Genomic DNA, 20,321 nt, shown 5'->3' on the forward strand with positions numbered 1-20,321 from the left:
TCAGATTGATTTCTTTATGCATTGTTTAGCTGTCATATTTTATGAGGTCGGAGATCACACTACATTGGTGTCCGCGCTCATATCAAGGGGGAGGCTTACACCCTTAATGACAATCAATAATGGATGGAAATCAGTAATGAATAAAGGAATCTCGGCATTCTGTGGTGTGGCTCTAGCGATGTCTTGTGGCATGGCCAGCGCTGTCACGCCAGTAACGGGAGGCACAATCAAATTCACCGGTTCCGTGGTCAACGCGGCTTGTGCAGTGAGTGCAGCATCTTCGCAATTGACAGTAAATATGGGGCAGGTACGACTCGCGTCCTTTACGGGGGCGGGGGTTGAAGCATCCAGAACACCTTTCACCATTGAGCTGCTGGACTGCGATACAGTTATTTCGCAAACTGCGAGTATAAAATTTCAAGCAACCGCCGCCGATGGTTTTCCAGCTTTTGATGCGGGTATGGGGAGTGGCAGGGCCCAGGGCATTGGCTTGCAGATCAGGGACCAGAATGGCGTTGTTATTACTCCCAATACCGGGGTAAGTACGGAGACCCAGTTAATTCCGGGTCGTAACATTTTACCATTTCAAGTGAGCTATATTTCTTTGCAGGATGCTGTTGTAGCAGGCGATGCAAGCGCCAATATTGACTTCGTTGTGAACTATCAATAACGGAGGTGAGGAATGGTTATAAAGTGCCCGGGCGGGCATTTTATAACTAAACGAACTTGCAGGCAGGGGGTGTATAAGCTTGAACGTCTATAGAGTGTCTATATGGATCAGCATTTTGATAGCCTTTTTGACGATTTCGGCCCATTCAGTGGTGCATGCTGCAGGCGGCTCTAATACTGTTGTAACACTTCCTGGTGGAAGAGTCGCAGTGTTTGGCGCCGTGACCACTGGGGCCTGCTCCGTCAGTATCAGTAACTCCGACAAGATAGTACTCATGGGTACTGTGAGAAGTAATCAGTTTACGGGGGTTGGCAGTGACAGCCAGGCAGTACCCTTCTCCATTCAGCTGGATGACTGTAACAGTAATGTCAGTGAGTCTGTTGGGATCAGCTTTAGCGGCATCGCCAATGAGGAGGATTTGCAGGTATTGGCAATTAATGGAGGAACGGACGCAGCGCAAGGTATTGGTCTGGCGTTATTTGATGCTGATAACCAGCTGTTAGCAGTCAATGCCGATCCCGTTGAGTATGCGCCGTTGAGCAAAGGTATCAATACTTTAAGTTTCTTTGCGAAGTACCGATTAGTAGAGAAATTTTTGCGCCCTGGGATTGCCAACGCGACAGCCGACTTTACCCTGGTCTATCAGTAAGTGAAAAGATGTAAAAATGCATCGTGGAAATTGATGAGGAATAGATTTTGGACGTTTTTAATGCGTACAAAAAAAAGATGGTTGCCTGTGTTGCACTCTTGCTGTCGTTAGTCTCGACTGCATCTTTCGCCGGAGGGGTAGGGCTGGGAGCGACACGGGTTGTTTATCCGGCAGACAGCAAGCAGGTTTCTCTGTCTGTTAGTAATACAGATAAAAATAATGTCTATTTGCTGCAATCCTGGATTGATACCGCAGAAGGTGGGGTCACGCAAGACTTCATGGTGACGCCCCCCCTGTTTGTCATCAAGCAAGCAACAGAAAGCGCACCCGCCGAGAATACCTTGCGCCTGGTCTACGCTGGTCCGCCCTTGGCACAGGATCGTGAGACGCTGTTCTGGGTCAATGTCAAGGCGATCCCTTCGACAAAGCGGGATGCCGATGATGGGCAGAGCAAACTCCGGCTGGCTGTGGTCAGTCGCATCAAGCTTTTTTACCGACCCAAAGAGTTGGCAAACGGGCTTCAGGACTCAGCATCGAAAGTAGAGGTCAAGCGTGTGGGTAACACCTTGGCCATCAATAATCCAACACCTTATTTCATCAGTTTGATCAAAGTATCAGTTGGCGAGCATGTATTGGACAACACCATGGTCGCACCTTATGGACAAGGGAAGGTCCGCGTGCCGGAAAATGCCAAAGGTGAACTTCACTATTCCTTTATAAATGATTACGGCGCTTTGATAAAACTGAAATAAAGCAGCGGTAAATCCTGGTCTTTCTGCATTTACTCAATGAGCTTCTTAATGGCGATTCGTATGTGTTCGTCCTTTAATAAGCCATGAGCCACTACTGAAAATGATACGGATTGAAGCCGGCCACTTCGTGTGAGGTGCTGTCAGATAGTGCGCTGGAAGAAGGCTTATAAACCTCGATATTTATATGGATAAAATAACTAGGGTGTGCGGAATGAGATGGTGTCCCCGACCGGCTAATATGGATTTAGCCACTAAGCGTCCTGCAGTCAACGTGATTGCTTTTCGTTATACCAAGATCTATGTGTATTTGATCGCCTCGATTTATGGGGGTTGGGTACACGCCGATCAGTACTTTGATCCGGCCTTTCTGTCCGACACCAAAACGAAAGTTGCAGACCTTACCAGATTCTCAGCTGCGGACGCTATTCAGCCAGGCACCTATCGAGTCGACGTCTACTTGAATGGCGCGTTTATCAATACCCGTGATGTGGTGTTTGAGGAAAATCAATACTCGAAAGACGGCGCTCCTGCGCTTGCTGCGTGTTTCAGCGCTGAGGAGATCAAGGACTTCAATATCAACCCTGCCGCTGTCCCGGGTTTAGAGTCTGTGTTGCCGGGTAGCTGCGTTCAATTACAGTCGTTAATGGCTGAGGCGCAAAGTCGCTTGAACCTGGAACAGTTGCGGCTGGACGTGAGTGTGCCCCAGGCGATGTTGACCGGTAAGGCCAGGGGCTTCGTACCTGTAGAAGAGTGGGACAATGGCATTAGTGCACTTTTGGTCAGTTACAACTTCACGGGCGCCCACAGTACCGCCTCCAACAGTGCTTCCAGTGATAACTATTTCTTGAACCTCAATACCGGACTGAATATCGGTGCCTGGCGCTTGAGGAATGACTCGACGGTTGACAAGGGCAATGGCTACTATTCGGATGCCGGCGTCAGTTGGAAAACCCTGAACAGTTACGCGCAACGTGCGCTACCGGGGATCAAAAGCAGCCTGATACTGGGGCAGACATCGACATCGAATACGGTTTTCAACAACTTCAACTTTGAAGGGGCGCGGCTGCTGTCGGATGACAACATGCTGGCGGACAGTGAAAGAGGTTTCGCTCCGGTAGTCAGAGGGGTTGCCAACAGCAACGCCGAGGTGACTATCCGTCAGGGCGGGAACGTAATCTATCAAACCTACGTAGCGGCCGGGCCTTTTACGATCAACGACCTCTATCCAAGCTCGTCCAATGGCGATCTGCAAGTCAGTGTGCGTGAAGCGGATGGTCGAGTGAATCAATACAGCGTGCCATATTCTTCGCTGCCGGTTTTGCAACGCGAAGGTCGGCTCAAATACGATCTGGTTGCCGGTACGCTACGGGGCGCTGATTACCAGAGCAGCCCAACTATCCTCCAAGGCACCTTGGCCTGGGGGCTGCCCCACGGCCTGACCCTATACGGCGGTGTACAGAATGCAGAGAAATACAAAGCGTACTCCTTAGGCGCGGGGCAGAACCTGGGAGACTGGGGAGCGTTGTCGCTGGATGTGACTTCGGCCCACAGCATTCTGGCGGACGATAGCCAGCATACCGGTTATTCGATCCGCATGTTGTATGCCAAGACCTTGATAGGTTCCGGTACCAATTTCAAGTTGGCGGGTTATCAGTATTCCACTCGTGGGTTTTATAACTTCAGTGATACGGCCAGTAAAATGATGGAAAGGCGACCGTCGGTTATAACTCAAGACGGCGAAATTTATCAAAAGCCTGAATTCTACGACTATTACAATTTGAATTACCCAAAGCGCAGCAGTGCACAGCTCAATGTTTCTCAACCATTGGGCGGCTTTGGTTCTGTGTATGTCAGCGGTCATCGGCAGACATTTTGGAATACCAAGGAAGTTACCGACCTGCTGCAGGCTGGTTATCACACCTCGCTGAAAGGGGTTAATTATTCCCTTTCTTATAGCTATAACAAAAGCGCTTGGGTTGACAGTACGGATCAGGTCTTTGCGCTGAGTGTCTCCCTGCCATTGGGCGACGGCGCATGGACGGGTAAACGAGGTCCGCGAAACAATTCTGCGTATGCCAATTATGGGCAGACACTCAATAACAAAGGTCATGCGCTATACAGCGCGGGCGTGACCGGCACTGCGCTGGAACACAATAATCTGAGTTATGGCGCACAACAAAGTTATAGCGACAAGGATCATGTAGCCAGCAGTAACGTGAATGCACATTATCGGGGGGCTTCCGGTAACGCCAATGTCGGCTATAGCTACAACAATAGCAACAGCAGTAGTCGCCTTAATTATGGTTTCAGTGGCGGTATCGTGGCTCATGAGGATGGTATGACGTTCAGTCAGCCGCTGGGGGAAACCAACATCCTGGTTAAAGCTCCACTGGCCAAGGAAGTGAAGCTTGCCAGCGGTGTGGGGATAAAAACCGATTCTCGCGGTTATGCCGTGGTGCCTTCAGCTTCGACCTACCGACAAAACAGGGTAGCCCTGGATATCAATTCGCTGGCCAATAACATCGAGTTGGACAACCCAGTCGCCTACGCCGTGCCGACTCAAGGTGCTCTGGTGCGTAGCACCTTCGCTGTGCGAGTCGGGGTGCGTGCACTTATGAATATTACTTACAAAGGTATGCCCGTGCCTTTCGGTGCGAGCGTGACCCAGGCGGCAACCCCTGGCGATAACATTGTGGGTAACAACGGTCAGGTATTCCTGTCCGGCCTTGCTCTGGAGGGGCAATTGAAGGTGTGGTGGCAAGACGGCCCTGGAGGGCAGTGCACGGTTAACTACCAGCTGGACGAGGGCAGTGAACTTAAAGACATCAGCAAACTGGCGGCGGAGTGTGTGTAATGGAAAAGCGCTTTCTTTGGGTGATTGCAGGGTGGACCTTCTGTCATCACGCCGCGGCCTATGACGTGCTGGTGAATATCAACGGGGCGATCGCTGCTAACGGTTGCATGGTTTCGTTCGCTTCGCAGCAGATGACGGTGGACTTTGGTAATGTCGCCACTAAACAGTTTTACGCAAAAGGCATTCCTTGGGGTAAGCAGAAGTTCGTGATTGGCCTTGAAAGATGTGGTGATGACGCAACGGCGGTGAAGGTATCTTTTAAAGGCAATGCCGATGCAGATGACGCCGATCTTCTGCAACTTACCCCGGGAGAAGGCGTTGCCAAGGGCCTGGCGATTGAAATACTCGATATGAACAGTGCAAGTATTCCAATTAACAGCCAGGCATCGGCTATTCCGATCAGCCAGGTAGAAGGGGACAATAAACTATTGTTTTATGCGCAGTATCGCTCCACTGCGAGTACGGTTACCGCTGGGCCCGCCAACGCGACTGCAAATTTTGTTTTGGAGTATCAGTAATGAGAGTTTTCATGACGGCGATGAGCAAGGGCGGTGCTGTTGTTCTTTCGATGCTGCTGTTGTTCACGTCTAACAGCACTTTGGCGGACCTCTTTGATTCATACATAGGTGCCGAGAACGTTGTCATCCAAAAGCCTGCGCTCAATAGCTCGATAATAGGTGAGGCGTTAACTGGTTGGATTAACAGCGGTATGCAGCGAGTGGTAGGAGGTTTCAGTTTGGGTTATGGGTCGTATGGCCTGACAATTAGTTCTAGTACGTCAGATGTATCTTACTCTGAATCTGGAAAAAACTATACCGTATACCACGTTGCTCTGCCTAATGGAAGTCCATCAGGTATTGGATTTGTCTTGAGGACATATTCAAAAGATTGCTATTTTGGCGGTGGTAATTGTTCAAGTCGTGTGCTTCATGTACAGGATACATTTAACGACTACAAAGTGTTTCGAGATGGCGGCTTTTTGGCATACGACATACATTATGAATATGAAATAAAGTTTATTACAACAAGTCAGGATATAGAGCCCGGCCCATATCTTCTGGGTGGGAGTGCTATCGGGTGGGGTAATTTTGGTACTCTGGGTCAAGATGTCGCTACTGTGCGTTTAAATGCGTTCCAACTGGAGTATAAACAGAGGGGTTGTACGGCCAGTCTTTCGCCGGCTGTCATTAATATGGGCGTCGTTTCTCCTCTACTGTTCACCGGGGTCGGCAGTACAGTTGCTTCAAACGCGCCGGTAACCGTCAGCCTTCAATGCAGTACTCCTGACATCGGGGTTCTGGTAACCATGACGGACCAAAATAATTCAAGTAACTCTACAAATAAGCTGCAGTTGACACCCGGCACCGCTAGTGCCACCGGAGTAGGCGTTCAGTTTCTCAAGGACGGCGGTTCACCGGTGATTTATGGACCTGACTCGAGCTTTGTTGACTCAAGCTCCGCAGCCCAATGGCGGGTGAAGGATAAAGCCACACTGAGCAACACTGCCCAGTTTGTACTGACCCCGCAGTATATTCAGACTGCCAGTTCCATTACCGCTGGCGAAGCTAACGCAGTAGCCAGCATTACCTTTGCTTATGATTGATTCGAGGTTTTGCCTTGGTACGCTCTTGTCGAACGACAATAGATAGTGACCGGTGCAGCGGATTGCAGATGCGTATGCCAGAGCATTGAGGTTTAACTAAGCAAGAACAGCGGTCTGCGGCTTACGTGCCATCATCCTGCAAGGGGAAAACACCCTATCCTGGTCGATTAACGACCAGGATAGGGGGCAAGGCTAAGAAGCGGCTATTCGGAGGTTACACCCTTTAACTTATCGTTTTGCCGCTGGCGTTTTTCCGGCGTCAGGACGAGCTCTGCGCGATAAATAGGGATATCTCTCGGCGCTTCAAACCCTAATTGGACCTGCTTACCTTGGATCGTCAGTATCCGGATCTTGATGTCGCTACCCAGACAACCGGCGTCACCGACCTTGAGTGTAATAATTTTCACGCGTGATTCCTCCATGACATATTTCCGTTCGCACATGATCTACCTGACTATCGTTTAACTTAAGTCAAAAGCCGTGAAAAACCTGGCATGCGCTCGGTTGATCACCTCGCACACTGACGTGATTGGATTTGAAGTGAGGCTCAAGGTGAATGAGCCAAAAGAAGCATGTTTCAGGTTAATCGCAGCGTGTGTTGAATTAGGCTGACCGTCTTGTCGAGCGCTTGCCTGGTCACAGGGCAGCCCACTTATAGCGTTCTCGAAAAGTATGTGTTAGAGGCGGAAAGAGTGATGGAAACAATATCAGCCGTTGTGCTGTCGGGCCGTTGGTGTATGGGCGGCGAAATGGCCGATATTTTAGAGGCGGAATCTGTCAACGTATTGATCAACACCGAGTGCGCGGCACAGGTTGTTGAGGCTGCGCGAACACGGCTTGCGAGTATTGCAATTCTGGACCTTGCCACCTTCAATATTGAGGGCCTTGAATTGATCAGGCAGCTGCGTGCCGGCAACCGCGAACTGAAAATTATTGTGCTGACACAGCAAGACTCCAAGCATTTTTCGGCGCGTTACCGCCGTGCCGGGGCGACGGTGTCGTTACGTGTCTCAAGGGATGTGCGGGGGCTGGCATTTATTCTTCGGGCCATACGCTCGGGCTACGCCTATTTTGACTTTATTAACGCACCTATCAAAACGCGAGAGCGGTCGTTTGCCAATGAAACTGATTTGATTGCTACGTTGACGGATCGCGAGCTAATGGTATTTCAAGGGTTGGCGAGGGGGTTGAATAATAGGCAAATTGCCGAACACATGAATGTTGGCAGACCTCATATCAGTGTACATAAAACCAATATTTTTGAAAAAATGTTATTGCAGTCGATATCGCAACTGCAAGCGTTAGCGGCTCGCAATAAGCTGGGATGATCCCGTGTGACTAGTCGTGAATCATTCTTCTTCATTGGCGGTAGATTGCCTGAGGGCTAAAGTCATCCCTAACAGTCTGCTAAGCGACGAGCGTAAACGCAGCCAGGGGTATATTGATGATAGATAAATTCGGTGTAAGGGCACTAGTAGCGACGTTGATGTCGTTTGCCCTGCTAGTAGTAGCCGCACCGGTTGCGAGTGAAGGTACCCTCCAATTCGGCGGCAGGTTGGTGGCGCAAACGTGTACGATTGCTGTCAATAACTCAACATCTTTTGCGCCTTTAGTTCAATTGCCCAGGGTGAGCCGTAAAGGAATGTCGGTGGAAGGAGAAACCAAGGGTGGCACAAGGTTCACGTTTAAGTTCTCGGGGTGTTCATCCAGTTTGGTGACTAAGGCCCGTGTGTATTTCCAGCGTGGATCGAATGTGGGTGAGAACGGTACTCTGGAAAACAAACTGACGTCCCACGCAGCCACCGGGGTCGCGCTCCAGTTGTACGACGCGTCGATGAATCCCATCAGGGTAGGAGACCCCTCTCAACTAAATCAGACCGCCATGCCCTTGGCTGACTTGATGGAGTATTACGTTCGGTATATCGCTGATAGTGATGCGATAGGTTCTGGCCCATTTCAAACCAGTGTGACGTATTCAATCAGTTACGAGTAAGCGGGGGGTGATCTGATGAGTGTCGCATGCTGACCAAAGTAGAAATGCTGCACCGTTGCGCTGAGGGAGGGGCGAGTCTGGAAACTTGTGAAAAACATGCTTTATGGATTTTGAGTTGTTTGATGCTGTTGCATGTGTTTTGCTGATTGTGTTGCGCAATAGGAAGTGCGTAGGGCTCACTTATGTTGCGCCACATCTGACTTAAGTTTAACCAGGGAAGTTATTAAAATGAAACGTCAAGTAATCGCTGTGTCGTTATTGATGATCGCATCGTCTATCCAGGTTGTGAATGCAGCCTCCGACGGTACTATTAATTTTATCGGTGGTATCAGCTCTACCACCTGCACCATCACAGTGAATGGCGCTGCTGCGGGTACAACAACCGTTACACTGCCGACGATAAGTTCGACAGGAATGGATACCGTAGGTGCTGTCAAAGGCGCTACGGCACTAAATTTTGCGCTCACGAATTGCTCGTCTGCAGTGGTAACAACAGCAGCAGCAGGGAGTGCCGCAATCGCTTTCGAGAGCGGCGAGGGCATCGCGGGCGGTAATGTGCTTAATACATCCGCACCAGCGGCTGCTGCAGCGAAGGGCGTCGTGCTGCAAATTAAAGACTCCAACAACGAGGCAGTGGTCATTGGTAATGCACCAGCACTCTCTGACTACAGCCCTCTTGTCAACGGCGGTATGACGAAGTCATACACTGTTCAATATCTAACGACCGGTACACCGGTGCAGGCGGGTAGGTTTGAGGGGGCTGTCACATACTCGATCAGCTATCTATAAGCTGCAACCGCTCAGCACTCCCAGTGCTGCCTTTGTGATTAAAGACAGCACTGGGAACTTGATCAGCCAAGCAAGGGATTTTATGGCTTACCTTATATCGATACGCCAAGGAATGGCCGCGGTGCTGATGTCAATGGTTTGTTGTCAGGTGAGTGCCAGTGTGGTCATTACCGGCACACGCTTGATCTACCCGGCACAAGAAGCAGAAATCACCGTGACGCTGGACAACAACGGTGCGCTCCCGGTACTGGTGCAGACTTGGGTCGACAGCGGAGATCCAAACTCTAGCCCCACCCATTCGACGGCGCCTTTTTTGTTAACCCCCCCCGTATTTCGCATGGACCCAAATAAAGGCCAAAGTGTGCGGTTAATGTTCACCGGTGCCAGCCTGCCCGAAGATAAAGAGTCGGTTTATTATTTCAACCTGCTCGAAGTGCCCACCGCGCCCGCGGAGACTGGCACGCCGGTTAATTTGTTGCAGATGGCTTTTCGCTCGCGAATCAAGATTTTCTATCGTCCTGAAACGTTGAGCGGCAACGCATCCGACGCTATTGATCAGGTTCAATGGCGCATCGTCCACCAGGCCGGAGGTCTGGCACTGGAAGGGCATAACCCCACGGCGTTTTATGTGACCGTAGCCAAAGTGGGTGTGGTGGATGGCAAACAGCGGTTTATGGCCGGCAGTGAAATGCTCGCGCCGAGGTCCAAGCACTCCTTTGCTTTGCCCACGCTAAAAAACCTGCCGGGGCCTCAGGCTCAAGTGGAACTCAGCGCTATCAATGACTATGGCGCGGATGTGTTGATCAAGCGGCCGCTAACGCCTTAGTCGCGATCGCTGCGAACAGTGCATACGAGTAATCCATGAACACTCTTTTTGACTCCTGGGCTGAAGTGGCTCGGTACTTCAGTGCCTCGCGTTTATCCAAACCTGTTGTTGGCTGGTGGTTGGCTCTGGGCATGTCGTGTGGGCAAAAGGTTTTCGCAGATGAGGTGCTTTTTAACCGTGCTTTTCTGCCTGAGGGCTCAGAGAGCCTGGACCTGGCGCCTTTTCAAAAGGGAAATGCGGTGTTGCCAGGGCAATACAGGGCTGACGTGTTTGTTAATGAACAGCCCATCGGACGTAAAAATATCCTGTTCTCCGCATCGGGGGGGGGCGTGTTGCCCTGCTTCACTGCGCAATTGCTGGATGAATTGGGAGTCAGCCCGAAAGCCTATCTGACGCCCTTAGGAGACCCGTCCTGTCTGGTGTTACCTGAAACAGTGAGGGGCGCCAGCGCGACATTCAACCTGCAAGACTTGATGTTGCGCGTGAGTGTTCCCCAAGTCGCATTGCGCCGTGATGCCCAAGGGTATGTCAGCCCTGAGTTATGGAACCGCGGCACCACCGCAGCGATTTTCGGCTACTCCGCTAACGCAACCCGCAATCTCAAGGGGCATGGCGAAGACTCAGCCTACCTGAGCTTTGACGCCGGAATAAACCTGAGCCATTGGCGTGCTCGCCATAATGGCTCAGTGAGTTGGCAACCGACTGATGGGGCCGCGTACCAGGCGCTGAACACATACCTGCAACGTGATTTGGCGGGCCTTAAAAGCCAGCTCACGCTTGGGGAGACCCATACCACGGGCGAGTTATTTGATGGCGTGCTCTACCGGGGCGTGCAACTGGCCACGGATGATCGGATGCTGCCGCAATCGCTACGCGGCTATGCGCCGATGATTCGCGGCATCGCACGCACCAGCGCGCGCGTGGTTATCCGTCAGGAGAGCAACATTTTGCGCGAGATCCTTGTCGCGCCTGGACCGTTTGTGATCGACGACCTCTACTCAAGTGGCTATGGCGGCGACCTGAGCGTGACCGTTATTGAGGCCGATGGCAGCCAGCAACGCTTCACCGTACCCTACGCTTCGGTCAGTCAACTGTTGCGCCCCGGCGTATCGCGTTACAGCTTGACGGCGGGGCAGTTACGCAATCAGTACCTTGATGATCCGCCCAACTTTACCCAAGCTACCGTCCAGCATGGCTTGAACAATATGTTCACTGGAGAAGGCGGGCTGCAGGCGAGCGACAAATACACCGCGTTGTTGACCGGCGTGGCCATGAATACGCAGTTGGGCGCACTGGCGCTTGACCTGACGCAGTCCAAGACCCGTTTCCTCAGTGGCACAGAACACGGCAATACCCTGCGCCTGTTGTACAGCAAGAGTGTGCTGGAGACCGGCAGTTACTTCACGGCAGCATCCTATTGGTATTCGGCCACTGGCGCCCATAATCTCAACGATGCGTCGCAGCGATTACAGTTTGAGAAGAACGTGCTCTCATCCATGACCCTGGCTTCGCGGATGAGCCGCCGTGTGACACTGAGCGCCAATCAACAGATCGGAGAGTGGGGGCAGTTAGGGCTCAGCGCGTCATCCCAGTGGTACAGGAGCACGGCGGGAAGTGACTTGCAGTATCAACTCAGCTACAGCACCCGATTGGGGCGTGTGGGGTTAAGTCTTAATGCCAACCGCAGCCGCCAGGCACTCGGGGCAATGGACACCACCTACCTGCTCACCGCTAACCTGCCATTGGCATTTGGCTCAACGCGTCATTACGCCCAACTGTCGGCGCGCTTGGCACGCGATGCCCAAGGGCAACTCAGCGAAGATCTATACCTCAGCGGTAGCTCCGGCGAGGGCAATCAATACAGTTACGGCGTTGGGCTCCAGCGTGATGGTGCAAGTGGCACGTCGGGCACTTCGTGGAACGGCCAGTACCAAGGCGACAAAACCTCCCTCGGCGGCTCGCTGAGTCAGGGCGATGACTATGCCACCTTGGGTGTCAGTGTCGGCGGCAGTCTTGTTGGGCATCCCAAGGGGCTTACGCTGAGTCCTTTTCGCAGCGACACCATTGCGTTAATCAGTGCCAAGGGCGCCCAAGGGGCTGAAGTGGTGGGCTTTCCGGGAGTCAAGCTGGATAGTCAGGGCAATGCCGTGGTGCCTTACCTGCGCCCTTATGAACTTAACGAGGTGGGCATCGACCCCCGCGGCGCATCCTCGAGTGTGGATCTGAACGAATCAAGCCGCAAAGTGGTGCCCACCGCCGGGGCTGTTTTAGCGGTGGATTTCGCAACCAATGCGGGACGTGCGCTGTTGCTCACTGTGCATTTAGCCGACGGCAGCCCCGTACCTTTTGGTGCCACCGTGAGCCTTGCCGCCGGTCCGTCGTTAGGCTTGGTCGGGCAGGGAGGGCAGCTCTATGCGCGGGTACCAGAAGGGGTGGATCAAGTAAGGGTCAGTTGGGGGCGAGAGGCCACTCAGCAGTGCCTGCTGCTGCTGCCGGCGCCCGACGCTGAAGGGTCGGGCTTGCAAAGCCGAAACAGCCTATGCACAGCGGTTCAACCCTAATCCGGTTTGACCTGAGGAGATGAAATATGTTTGGCAACGTCGCGGTTCTGTCGCTTTTGGTGTGGAGCGTCGTATGGATAGCCGGTAACGCGGCGGCGGACTGCGAACGGGTCGAGGCGGGCGGGGCAAATGATTCGACAATGCCGCTGCGCATCAGCCAGATCAGCGTCGGCCGCGATATCCCCGTCGGCACCGAGGTTTACCGTCAAGTCTTCACCCCAGGCGGTGTCGCATCTATCCGATGTGCACCCGGTACCCGGGATATTAACCTCAAGCGCAACCTGGAGATGGTCTCTGGGTCTATCCCCGGTTATCCACCCGGGGTAAACGGCAATACCTATCCCACCAACCTTGCAGGCATCGGGGTGCGTTTCCTGGACGTCGATAACCGCGCCTTTCCATTCACTGCGAAACTACCTGACTGCCCAGGACCGCAAGCCTGCGTATTTCGTGATCCGAACCTGGATAAATTCACCCTGTCGCTTGTCAAGGTCAGTGCGCATGTCCAAGCGGGGCCCGTCGTGAGTGCGTCGTTGCCAATCGTTAACATCGGCTACGAAATCCGTGGGCGGCAGTTGCCGGTGCGCAGGGTGCGACTCTCGGGCCAGTTGAGGGTGGTGTCGCAAACCTGCCAGGCGCCGAACATTCAGGTCAGTCTGGGCCAACACTCTGTGGGTACCCTTGAGAAAACCGGCTACACGCCCTGGCAAGACTTTTCTATCGTGCTCAATCAGTGCCCGGGGTTTTACGGGTACTACTCCGCAGGGGCCAACGTACTTGAGCCAGGCGTAGTATTCAAAACCAATAAAATTGCATTCCGTATCGACCCCACCCAGCGGGCGGTGTCCCCTGACGAGGGAATCCTGAGCCTCACAGCGCAGGGCCCAAGGGTTGAGAGGGCGGCGCAAGGTATCGGTGTACAGCTTGCGTTGGAGAATACCCAGCCGATCAGGCTGTCGACGTTGCTTGACAGTGGCATTTCACTCCAGCCCAAAGAGGGTGGCAGTTATGTCATTGCGCTCAAGGCTCGTTACCTCAGGCTGCCTAACTCAACGGTACACAGCGGCCCGGCGAATGCGACAGCGATTTTTACAATCAACTATCAATAAACAAAAACAGCACTTAGAGGCCCGTTTAAACCTGTCTATACTCCCGCTGATACGTCGGCTATCGAGTGGTTCTGGGCAAGCGTAGTCCATTGACGTGATCGAAAGACAGACGCGGGGTAGTGACAGTAATGCAACCCATTGAAAGTACCGATGGCAGTGTTCTTCCGTCGGTGGTGCCCACAAAGGTCATACTCAGGCTTCATGAGGTTTCGCGGTATGCAGAGTTTTCCCCCAGCCAACACCTGTTGAGGGTTAGTGAGGGGGGGGTTATCACTGGACAGGAGTTGAGTTACAGCTCAAGCCGGCTGCTTGAACTGCTGATCTGCCACGCCGACCTGATCGTCGGCCGCGAGGAAATGTTTGCCTACGGTTGGCCGGGCAGGGTGGTGGGACAGAACAGCCTGAACCAGGCAATCTCCAATATTCGTGATCTGCTGGGCGATGATGTACAGCGAACGATCATCCAGACGATCCCACGGCGTGGGTATCGATTTAACTCGGCATACCTGAGCGAGGACCGCGAAGAGTTTAACGTCAGCGATGACACTGCCCCAGCGCCTCCGGTAGCAGCGGATGCTGCTGAAGGTATCAATCAGCCGGAGCAAGGCCAGGCGTTTTTTGCATTAGACCGTCTACCACGCTCTACCAACCTGCTGCTCGGTGTGCTGACGATTGCACTGGCAGCAACGTTAGTCTGGCGTATCGACTGGGCGCTTTGGTTGCAGCACGGCTTGTTCAGTGCAAGTGAAGCATTGGGCGAGTTAGACATTCAGTATGTCTCGGAAAGCCCAGAAGAGCTGACGCAGTTGCAGGCCGATATCAAGCCTTTGCGTGATCGTTTGCAGGCGTTTGTCAAACAACCGGAAACCATCATTTTCAATAAAATGCATGGTTTTTATGAGATCGTCTGTATTGATCAGGGGCGATCTGTGCAGTTTTTGACGGTGCATAAAACCAAATTATCCCAGTTGACAGATGAACAACTGAACAGGTGCGTCAATTGAAACCATTAAATATTCGATGGGTGATCACTTGGTCTGGGTTAGTAGTGATATTAATCATTTTGCATATTGTGTATTCGGCTCAATCGAGTAGACAGATATTGCAGGGCACGTTCTTTGCTTCTGGAGTACTGATCATGAGCAGCGGCGTTGTGTATGATAGCAGCCAGCGCTTACAGTCCCATGGCTATAAACTGCACGACTTCGAAGCGATTAATAAAAACACCCAGGATTTTTCTCTGACGCAAGTGAGTAGTCTATCCGGTAATGCGCGGTTTGTGACGAATCAAGAGCGGGATGGCGAGTGGATTAAAGATAAGATCAGCATCGACCGGGATATTGCCTTTAATTACGCTTACTACTCGAACGAGTTTTCCAGATTAAGCTTGTATAAAATAAAGGCGCGTATAGGCAGTCAGTGCTTTTATGTAAAGGAGTTGGAGACAGTACGTTGCTTTGGTGCCGAGCGCTAACCTTTTTAAATTGAGATGTACCCTCCGAGTGCTCACTGATAGCGGCGCTATTTATTAAGTGATGCTGAGAGCACACGCATGACCGCGGTGGACGGGCGGCCTTCGTGCGTGTAGTAAGCTTGAGTGGTGAATAATTATGAATTCACCACTCATCACCTCGTCTCTACACCAATCTGCTCTATGCTCGGCATCCAAATCGGGCAGTCAATAAATCATTATCGTAGCCATGAAGCGACCGGGTTCACTTCATTCGCCTACTTGTGAGTGTTATTCAGATTTAGCCCCGCAGTTCTAGAAATGACTTTACCTAACAGGTTGATACGTGAAAGCAATCAAGCGCGTTCTTAAGCGTGGGCGTTCTGTTGAGCGCTCATGGGCAAACTCTATTTCTTCAATGTGGTCTCAGGTAGCAGTCGCGCAAGTCGCGCTTTGGTTGATCGTCGCATTACTGATGGTCTGGGCGTCGCTATACTCGGTGGAACATTTGGCGCAAATGTATGTTTTTGAGCGCCTGAGTAATATTGTTGATTTGAGCAATGGTAACTTCTCTGGTTTTGAGCCTGGCATGCTGAGTGAGTTGAAAGCCATGGGTAACTATGAGGCTAGCGTTGAGGAGTGGCCTTCGCTGTTGGCTAAAAGCTATGCCTTTATAGAGTATTGTATTTTATTGTCTATGTCGGCTGCTGGGGTATGTACCATTATCGGCCTCTATAAGGTTTTCAGTTCGATCTATACGTATTACTTTTCAATGCAAGCAAGGTTTTGCAGAGGCTTGGTTAACGGTGAGTTGAGCGTGCACTATCAGCCGATAGTGAATATGAACACTGGCCTATGGGTAGGCGCTGAGGCATTACTACGCTGGACCCATAAGGGGCAGACGATAAGCCCTGCGGTATTTATTCCGTTGATCGAACGATCCGGCATCATGCCGTTGACAACCCGTTGGATTTGCCAGCGTGTTATAGAAGATTATTCATGCCTGCTATGGGCATGTGACGGGTTTTACATCAATATAAACTTATCTTCTCAAGATGTATCCGACCCCACGTTCCCCGCGTTTATTCAACAACTATTGAGTCAATATGGCATCCCGGCGTCGCGCATTGTATTTGAGGTCACTGAAGGTGTCGTGCTTGATAAATACGAAGCCATCCTGCATTTGAATCAATTACGTGCCCAGGGCCATAAGATTGCCTTGGATGACTTTGGTACGGGCTATTCCAATTTGTCTTATCTGGATTGCCTGCCTCTGGACATTCTTAAAATTGACCGTTGCTTTGTGAGCAAAAAAGGTCAAGGGCGCGCAAATACGATTTTGGTCCATTTGCTGAATATGGCCAGACACCTGAAACTCAACGTAATCGTCGAGGGGGTCGAAACACCCGAACAAGTGGAGCGTCTGCTTACCTTAGGGGCGACCACTGCCCAAGGTTGGTTTTATGCAAAAGACTTGACTGCAGAGGACTTGGTACATGGGTATTTTTCGCTGGTTCATCCGGATATGAACCGAGTGATCTAAAAGAATAGGTACTCACAGTTATCGTTGCAAGGAAAAGAACATGCAGTCATCGATTGACCCGACATCGAGCGATAAGGGTATTCAAGCGGAAGCTAAAAAAGTGTTAATTCTATGTGCTTCTGAAGGGCGGCAAGTTGTATTTTGGCCCTCGCAAAATATGTTGGTTATTCATGAGCATAATAACCAGCGAAAAGTTGAGTTGGGATACAGTTCCAGTCGAATCCTGGAAATTCTGATTGACCGGGCAGGCACCATTGTAAGTCGCGATGAAATATTTGCCTTTGGCTGGCCTGACCGTATCGTTGGGCAGAACAGCTTGAACCAGGCTATTTCAACGATTCGGGAACTGCTGGCCGATGACGAGCATCGTGAAATCATCCAGACCATTCCGCGAAGGGGTTACCAGTTCAACTCCGCGTTCTTGGTTGCTCCCGGGCACGTTAGCGACATTAGCGCTCCGGCGCCTTTAACCTTGGGCGCCGCATCAAGCTCCGAAGTGCCGCAGGTTAGGCTTTCATGGCTGACAAGGCGGCTGAGCACTGAGAATATCTTGATGGGAGCGACGCTGATATTAGCTATGAGTTTTCTTTGGCGGATTGATTGGAACCTTTGGCTACAGCCGGACTTCGTCAAAGAAACCGAAACTCAGGGCTTGCTGACTGTGTGGTACACCGGTGCAAATACACCGGAAGTCGAGAGGCTAAAAGTGAGCATGGCACCGGTGCTACGGCGCATGGAAAGTTTGTTGGAAGTGCCCGGCACAGTGGTTTTAAATACGATGCACAGCTTTTACGAAATCCTTTGCATCAGTGGCAGCACGGTGGAATTTGTTTCAGTGCATAATTCGAAGTTAGCACTCTTGACCGATGAACAGTTAGACAGGTGCCTGAAGTGAACAAGCGCAGTGTTGGACTACTGGTGGGCATCGGGTTGCTCGTGGCCTTGCATTTGATGTATTCATCCGCATCGCGTAAGGATGTGCTTAAAGGCGCTTGTTTCACCACCGGTTCGATGATTATGAGCAGTGGCGAAGTCTTAAATGTGCTGATCAGGCTTCAGTCGCATGGAAATCAAATTCATGATTTTGAGAAAATAAATTATGATAGCCAGAAGTTTTCGTTTGCACTGGTTAACAACCTCTTCGGCAGTGCCCGATTTGTGACTAACCCAGTAGGCGGCAATGAGCTGCTTAGAAGCATGTCGGTGCGTGATCGAGACGTTGCCTTTAATTATGCTTATTTATCAAGTCATGCATCACAATTGACCTTTTACAAGTTGGACCTGAACCCGGATACGCCGTGTTTCTATATCAAAGAGCTGGAGCGCGTATTGTGCCTGGGGAGCGAGCGCAGTCGAGATATTTCATCACGCTGAGCTCGCCGGCACTGGCAAAATTCCCGCAGATATTACTGCTCGCCGTGTTCAAGCAGGGTCAGATAATGGTCAATCAACTCAACGTTCTGTATCGGTGAGTTATGCCCTGCGATAATCGCTTCAACGGGCAATTCACCACTGCGGATCAGCCCTTGCAATTTCTTCAGGGTTTTCGGGTACTCGCTGCGATTCGCGAATGTCATGTTACCCAGCTTTTCCTTGAGAATGCAGTTTCCATACAACACACGCTCTTCTGGAAAGTACACAAAAATCCCATCTTCGGTGTGAGACGCGCCTAAATACAGTGCTCTAACATGGCCGTTTTGCAAGTCGAAGTTGCCCGGGTATACCTGGTCTGGCAGGCTTTGTTCCAGGATTGGATAGTGCTCCATCCCTTGCCGGGTAAAGTCGACAATACTGCGCCACTGGCTTTTTTCCAGGTCATAGGTCATCTGCGTTGAGACAATACTGGCGCCGAGCTTCTTCCAGTAGGCGTTACCTCCCGCGCGGTCGGTGTGGTAGTTGGTATTGATCACCTCCTTGATGGGCAGGGGGCTGATTTTCCTGATTTCCTGCTCAAGCTTTTCAGCGGTGGCTGGGGTCCAGGTTGCGCCAATAACCGTGATGTGTTGCTCGCCAACGTAGACCATTGAGTTCTCCTGCACATATTCCTTGTCTTCAACGATGTAGAGCGGGCCTTTGAAGTGGGTAAGGGTCAAGTCACTCTTGTTAGCGAAGACCTGGGAGGTAATGCAGGCCAGGCTGATGACTGACAGAATATTAATAAGCTTCATAAGTTTCTCAGGGAATGAGTTATACAACACAGGGGCATGCCCCCACCTGTTCTGATCGGTAGTGAGGCCGCGTCATAGAATCAGGCACATCCCACCCATTGCGAAGTGAATAACCATGAATTGAGAATTAATGCGGGATTGGTACGCGCCTGGCTCAACTGCGGATTCCGGGCGTCGGTGCAGGCGCAGTATTGACCTGGGCTGCTTTAAGGGCTCTGGGTGCACAATGGAGGTGCGTGATAACTTGTTAATTTCTTTAAGCGATTAGTATTTTAGTTAAGTAACAGCAGCCGCGTGTGTAGGATTGCTGGATGAGAAGTTTCCTGTAGTTCATCTGATCTGAAACACTGGGGGGTGCTGATGTTCAAAGTCATTATTATTGATGGACAACCGCTTGTGCGAGCGGCTATTAAATCCATTCTGAATCCGGACGACTTTACCTGGGTAGCAGAGGCTAATAATGGTACCGACGGCCTTGACTTGGTACGTGAGCATAAACCTGATTTAGTGATTTTGGACATCCAGCTCTCCGGAATTGGGGGGTTAGAGGTGATGCAGAAGATTTACAGCTTTGATAAGAATATTGAAATTCTGGTGCTGACATCCTGCTCAGCACGCTATTATTACAACCGTTGCCGTGCGGCGCGCGCGTCGGCGTTTTTGTCGAAAACGTGCACAGTTGAAGAGTTGCAAAGGACTGTCAACCTGCTGATGAAAGGCAGGGCTTATATGCCTCATGGCATTGATCGACTGCCTGCGCTCGGTGACAGTTTCTCCAATGAGGCCCTACTTATCAATACGCTTTCCAACCGCGAGTTAATGACATTTGAACTGCTTGTGCGAGGGATGAGTAATAAGGAAATAGCGAACTATTTGCAGCTGAGTAACAAGACGATCAGCACCTACAAGGTACGACTACTGGAAAAGCTCAATGTCTTTTCCCTGGTTCATTTGTTTGAAGTTGCCAAGCGCAACGGTTTCGCGGATTAGGTCATTTACGAAATTGCGACAGTGATATCAACTCCCGTCCTGTTTGATCGGAGGAGATCCTGACGGCGTTACGCTCGATGGTGTAAATCCGTATTACTTGCACCACTTCATGCCCTTTTCCCGGGGTGCATCCGAGTATAAGGCCTCTATCAGTCATGCCATCGCAATTATGGGGCGCCTCAAGCGACGGGCCTCCAACATAGCGATGCCCGAATATGTGCTGCCGCACGCGCAAGGCAAGTGCAGCGTCCCGCTCTGCAGATACGCAGCTTAGGGCTTGAGCAGCCCTTCGGTGACGCCAATGTGCGAGCGTTTCGTTGCCCTTAGTTGCTGGGTACGTAACTAAGTGTTGCCGATGGGTAAG

General features: G+C 51.4%; 20 protein-coding genes. 18 read left to right on the top strand and 2 right to left on the bottom strand.

The annotated features are described in order from the left end of the window. The first annotated feature begins 136 nt into the window (after window positions 1–136). The 6 genes from PSH73_RS12490 (at window position 137) to PSH73_RS12515 (ending at window position 6,528) form a co-directional block, all read left to right on the top strand. Complete coding sequence (locus tag PSH73_RS12490; RefSeq protein ID WP_164844878.1) at window positions 137–670, top strand: fimbrial protein; 534 nt, start codon at window positions 137–139, stop codon at window positions 668–670. Window positions 671–749: 79 nt separating this feature from the next. Next, a complete protein-coding gene (locus PSH73_RS12495; protein ID WP_216312121.1) occupies window positions 750–1,319 on the top strand; it encodes a fimbrial protein in 570 nt (189 codons plus the stop codon). A 47-nt stretch (window positions 1,320–1,366) separates the two neighbouring features. After that, window positions 1,367–2,071, top strand: a complete 705-nt coding sequence (locus PSH73_RS12500; protein WP_128593859.1) for a fimbria/pilus periplasmic chaperone — start codon at window positions 1,367–1,369, stop codon at window positions 2,069–2,071. Window positions 2,072–2,309: 238 nt separating this feature from the next. Further along, window positions 2,310–4,925 (top strand): fimbria/pilus outer membrane usher protein, encoded by a 2,616-nt coding sequence (locus PSH73_RS12505; protein WP_164844876.1) that lies wholly within the window; start codon window positions 2,310–2,312, stop codon window positions 4,923–4,925. Further along, a complete protein-coding gene (locus tag PSH73_RS12510; protein WP_198799265.1) occupies window positions 4,925–5,443 on the top strand; it encodes a fimbrial protein in 519 nt (172 codons plus the stop codon). Before PSH73_RS12505 ends, PSH73_RS12510 begins: the two co-directional genes overlap by 1 nt. An 11-nt stretch (window positions 5,444–5,454) precedes the next feature. Beyond that, window positions 5,455–6,528, top strand: a complete 1,074-nt coding sequence (locus PSH73_RS12515) for a fimbrial protein (protein ID WP_220172226.1) — start codon at window positions 5,455–5,457, stop codon at window positions 6,526–6,528. Between the two features lie 203 nt (window positions 6,529–6,731). Here the strand turns inward: PSH73_RS12515 and PSH73_RS12520 are convergent, their stop codons facing one another. Then, on the bottom strand, window positions 6,732–6,950 hold the full coding sequence (locus tag PSH73_RS12520; protein ID WP_164844875.1) for a carbon storage regulator: 219 nt from the start codon (window positions 6,948–6,950) through the stop codon (window positions 6,732–6,734). Between the two features lie 273 nt (window positions 6,951–7,223). On the opposite strand from PSH73_RS12520, the gene PSH73_RS12525 reads away from it, so the two are divergent. The 11 genes from PSH73_RS12525 (at window position 7,224) to PSH73_RS12570 (ending at window position 18,173) form a co-directional block, all read left to right on the top strand. Next, entirely contained in the window at window positions 7,224–7,856 is a 633-nt protein-coding gene (locus PSH73_RS12525; RefSeq protein WP_128593854.1) for a response regulator transcription factor, read from the top strand. 158 nt (window positions 7,857–8,014) lie between these two features. Next, on the top strand, window positions 8,015–8,521 hold the full coding sequence (locus PSH73_RS27020) for a fimbrial protein (protein WP_370693738.1): 507 nt from the start codon (window positions 8,015–8,017) through the stop codon (window positions 8,519–8,521). Window positions 8,522–8,749: 228 nt separating this feature from the next. Beyond that, window positions 8,750–9,310: a fimbrial protein gene (locus tag PSH73_RS12530; protein WP_198799266.1), complete on the top strand. Its 561-nt coding sequence runs from the start codon at window positions 8,750–8,752 to the stop codon at window positions 9,308–9,310. A gap of 34 nt (window positions 9,311–9,344) precedes the next feature. Then, window positions 9,345–10,136: a molecular chaperone gene (locus tag PSH73_RS12535; protein WP_282405659.1), complete on the top strand. Its 792-nt coding sequence runs from the start codon at window positions 9,345–9,347 to the stop codon at window positions 10,134–10,136. 35 nt (window positions 10,137–10,171) lie between these two features. Then, window positions 10,172–12,697 carry a fimbria/pilus outer membrane usher protein gene (locus PSH73_RS12540; RefSeq protein ID WP_305462623.1) on the top strand — a complete coding sequence of 842 codons (2,526 nt, stop codon included), beginning with the start codon at window positions 10,172–10,174 and terminating at the stop codon, window positions 12,695–12,697. Between the two features lie 26 nt (window positions 12,698–12,723). After that, a complete protein-coding gene (locus PSH73_RS12545; protein WP_216312118.1) occupies window positions 12,724–13,806 on the top strand; it encodes a fimbrial protein in 1,083 nt (360 codons plus the stop codon). A gap of 128 nt (window positions 13,807–13,934) precedes the next feature. Then, window positions 13,935–14,810: a winged helix-turn-helix domain-containing protein gene (locus PSH73_RS12550; protein WP_198799268.1), complete on the top strand. Its 876-nt coding sequence runs from the start codon at window positions 13,935–13,937 to the stop codon at window positions 14,808–14,810. A gap of 134 nt (window positions 14,811–14,944) precedes the next feature. Next, on the top strand, window positions 14,945–15,280 hold the full coding sequence (locus PSH73_RS12555) for a hypothetical protein (protein ID WP_128593848.1): 336 nt from the start codon (window positions 14,945–14,947) through the stop codon (window positions 15,278–15,280). Window positions 15,281–15,602: 322 nt separating this feature from the next. After that, a complete protein-coding gene (locus PSH73_RS12560; RefSeq protein WP_198799269.1) occupies window positions 15,603–16,799 on the top strand; it encodes an EAL domain-containing protein in 1,197 nt (398 codons plus the stop codon). A gap of 40 nt (window positions 16,800–16,839) precedes the next feature. Then, window positions 16,840–17,694, top strand: a complete 855-nt coding sequence (locus PSH73_RS12565) for a transcriptional regulator (protein WP_128593845.1) — start codon at window positions 16,840–16,842, stop codon at window positions 17,692–17,694. Then, on the top strand, window positions 17,691–18,173 hold the full coding sequence (locus PSH73_RS12570) for a hypothetical protein (protein ID WP_128593844.1): 483 nt from the start codon (window positions 17,691–17,693) through the stop codon (window positions 18,171–18,173). Before PSH73_RS12565 ends, PSH73_RS12570 begins: the two co-directional genes overlap by 4 nt. Before the next feature lie 32 nt (window positions 18,174–18,205). Here the strand turns inward: PSH73_RS12570 and PSH73_RS12575 are convergent, their stop codons facing one another. Next, a complete protein-coding gene (locus PSH73_RS12575; RefSeq protein WP_198799270.1) occupies window positions 18,206–18,967 on the bottom strand; it encodes a subclass B2 metallo-beta-lactamase PFM-4 in 762 nt (253 codons plus the stop codon). Window positions 18,968–19,327: 360 nt separating this feature from the next. Between PSH73_RS12575 and PSH73_RS12580 the strand changes: the two genes are divergently transcribed. Further along, complete coding sequence (locus PSH73_RS12580) at window positions 19,328–19,957, top strand: response regulator transcription factor (RefSeq protein WP_128593842.1); 630 nt, start codon at window positions 19,328–19,330, stop codon at window positions 19,955–19,957. Window positions 19,958–20,321: the final 364 nt, after the last annotated feature.

The organism is Pseudomonas sp. FP2294 (assembly GCF_030687625.1).
Taxonomy (GTDB): domain Bacteria; phylum Pseudomonadota; class Gammaproteobacteria; order Pseudomonadales; family Pseudomonadaceae; genus Aquipseudomonas; species Aquipseudomonas shahriarae.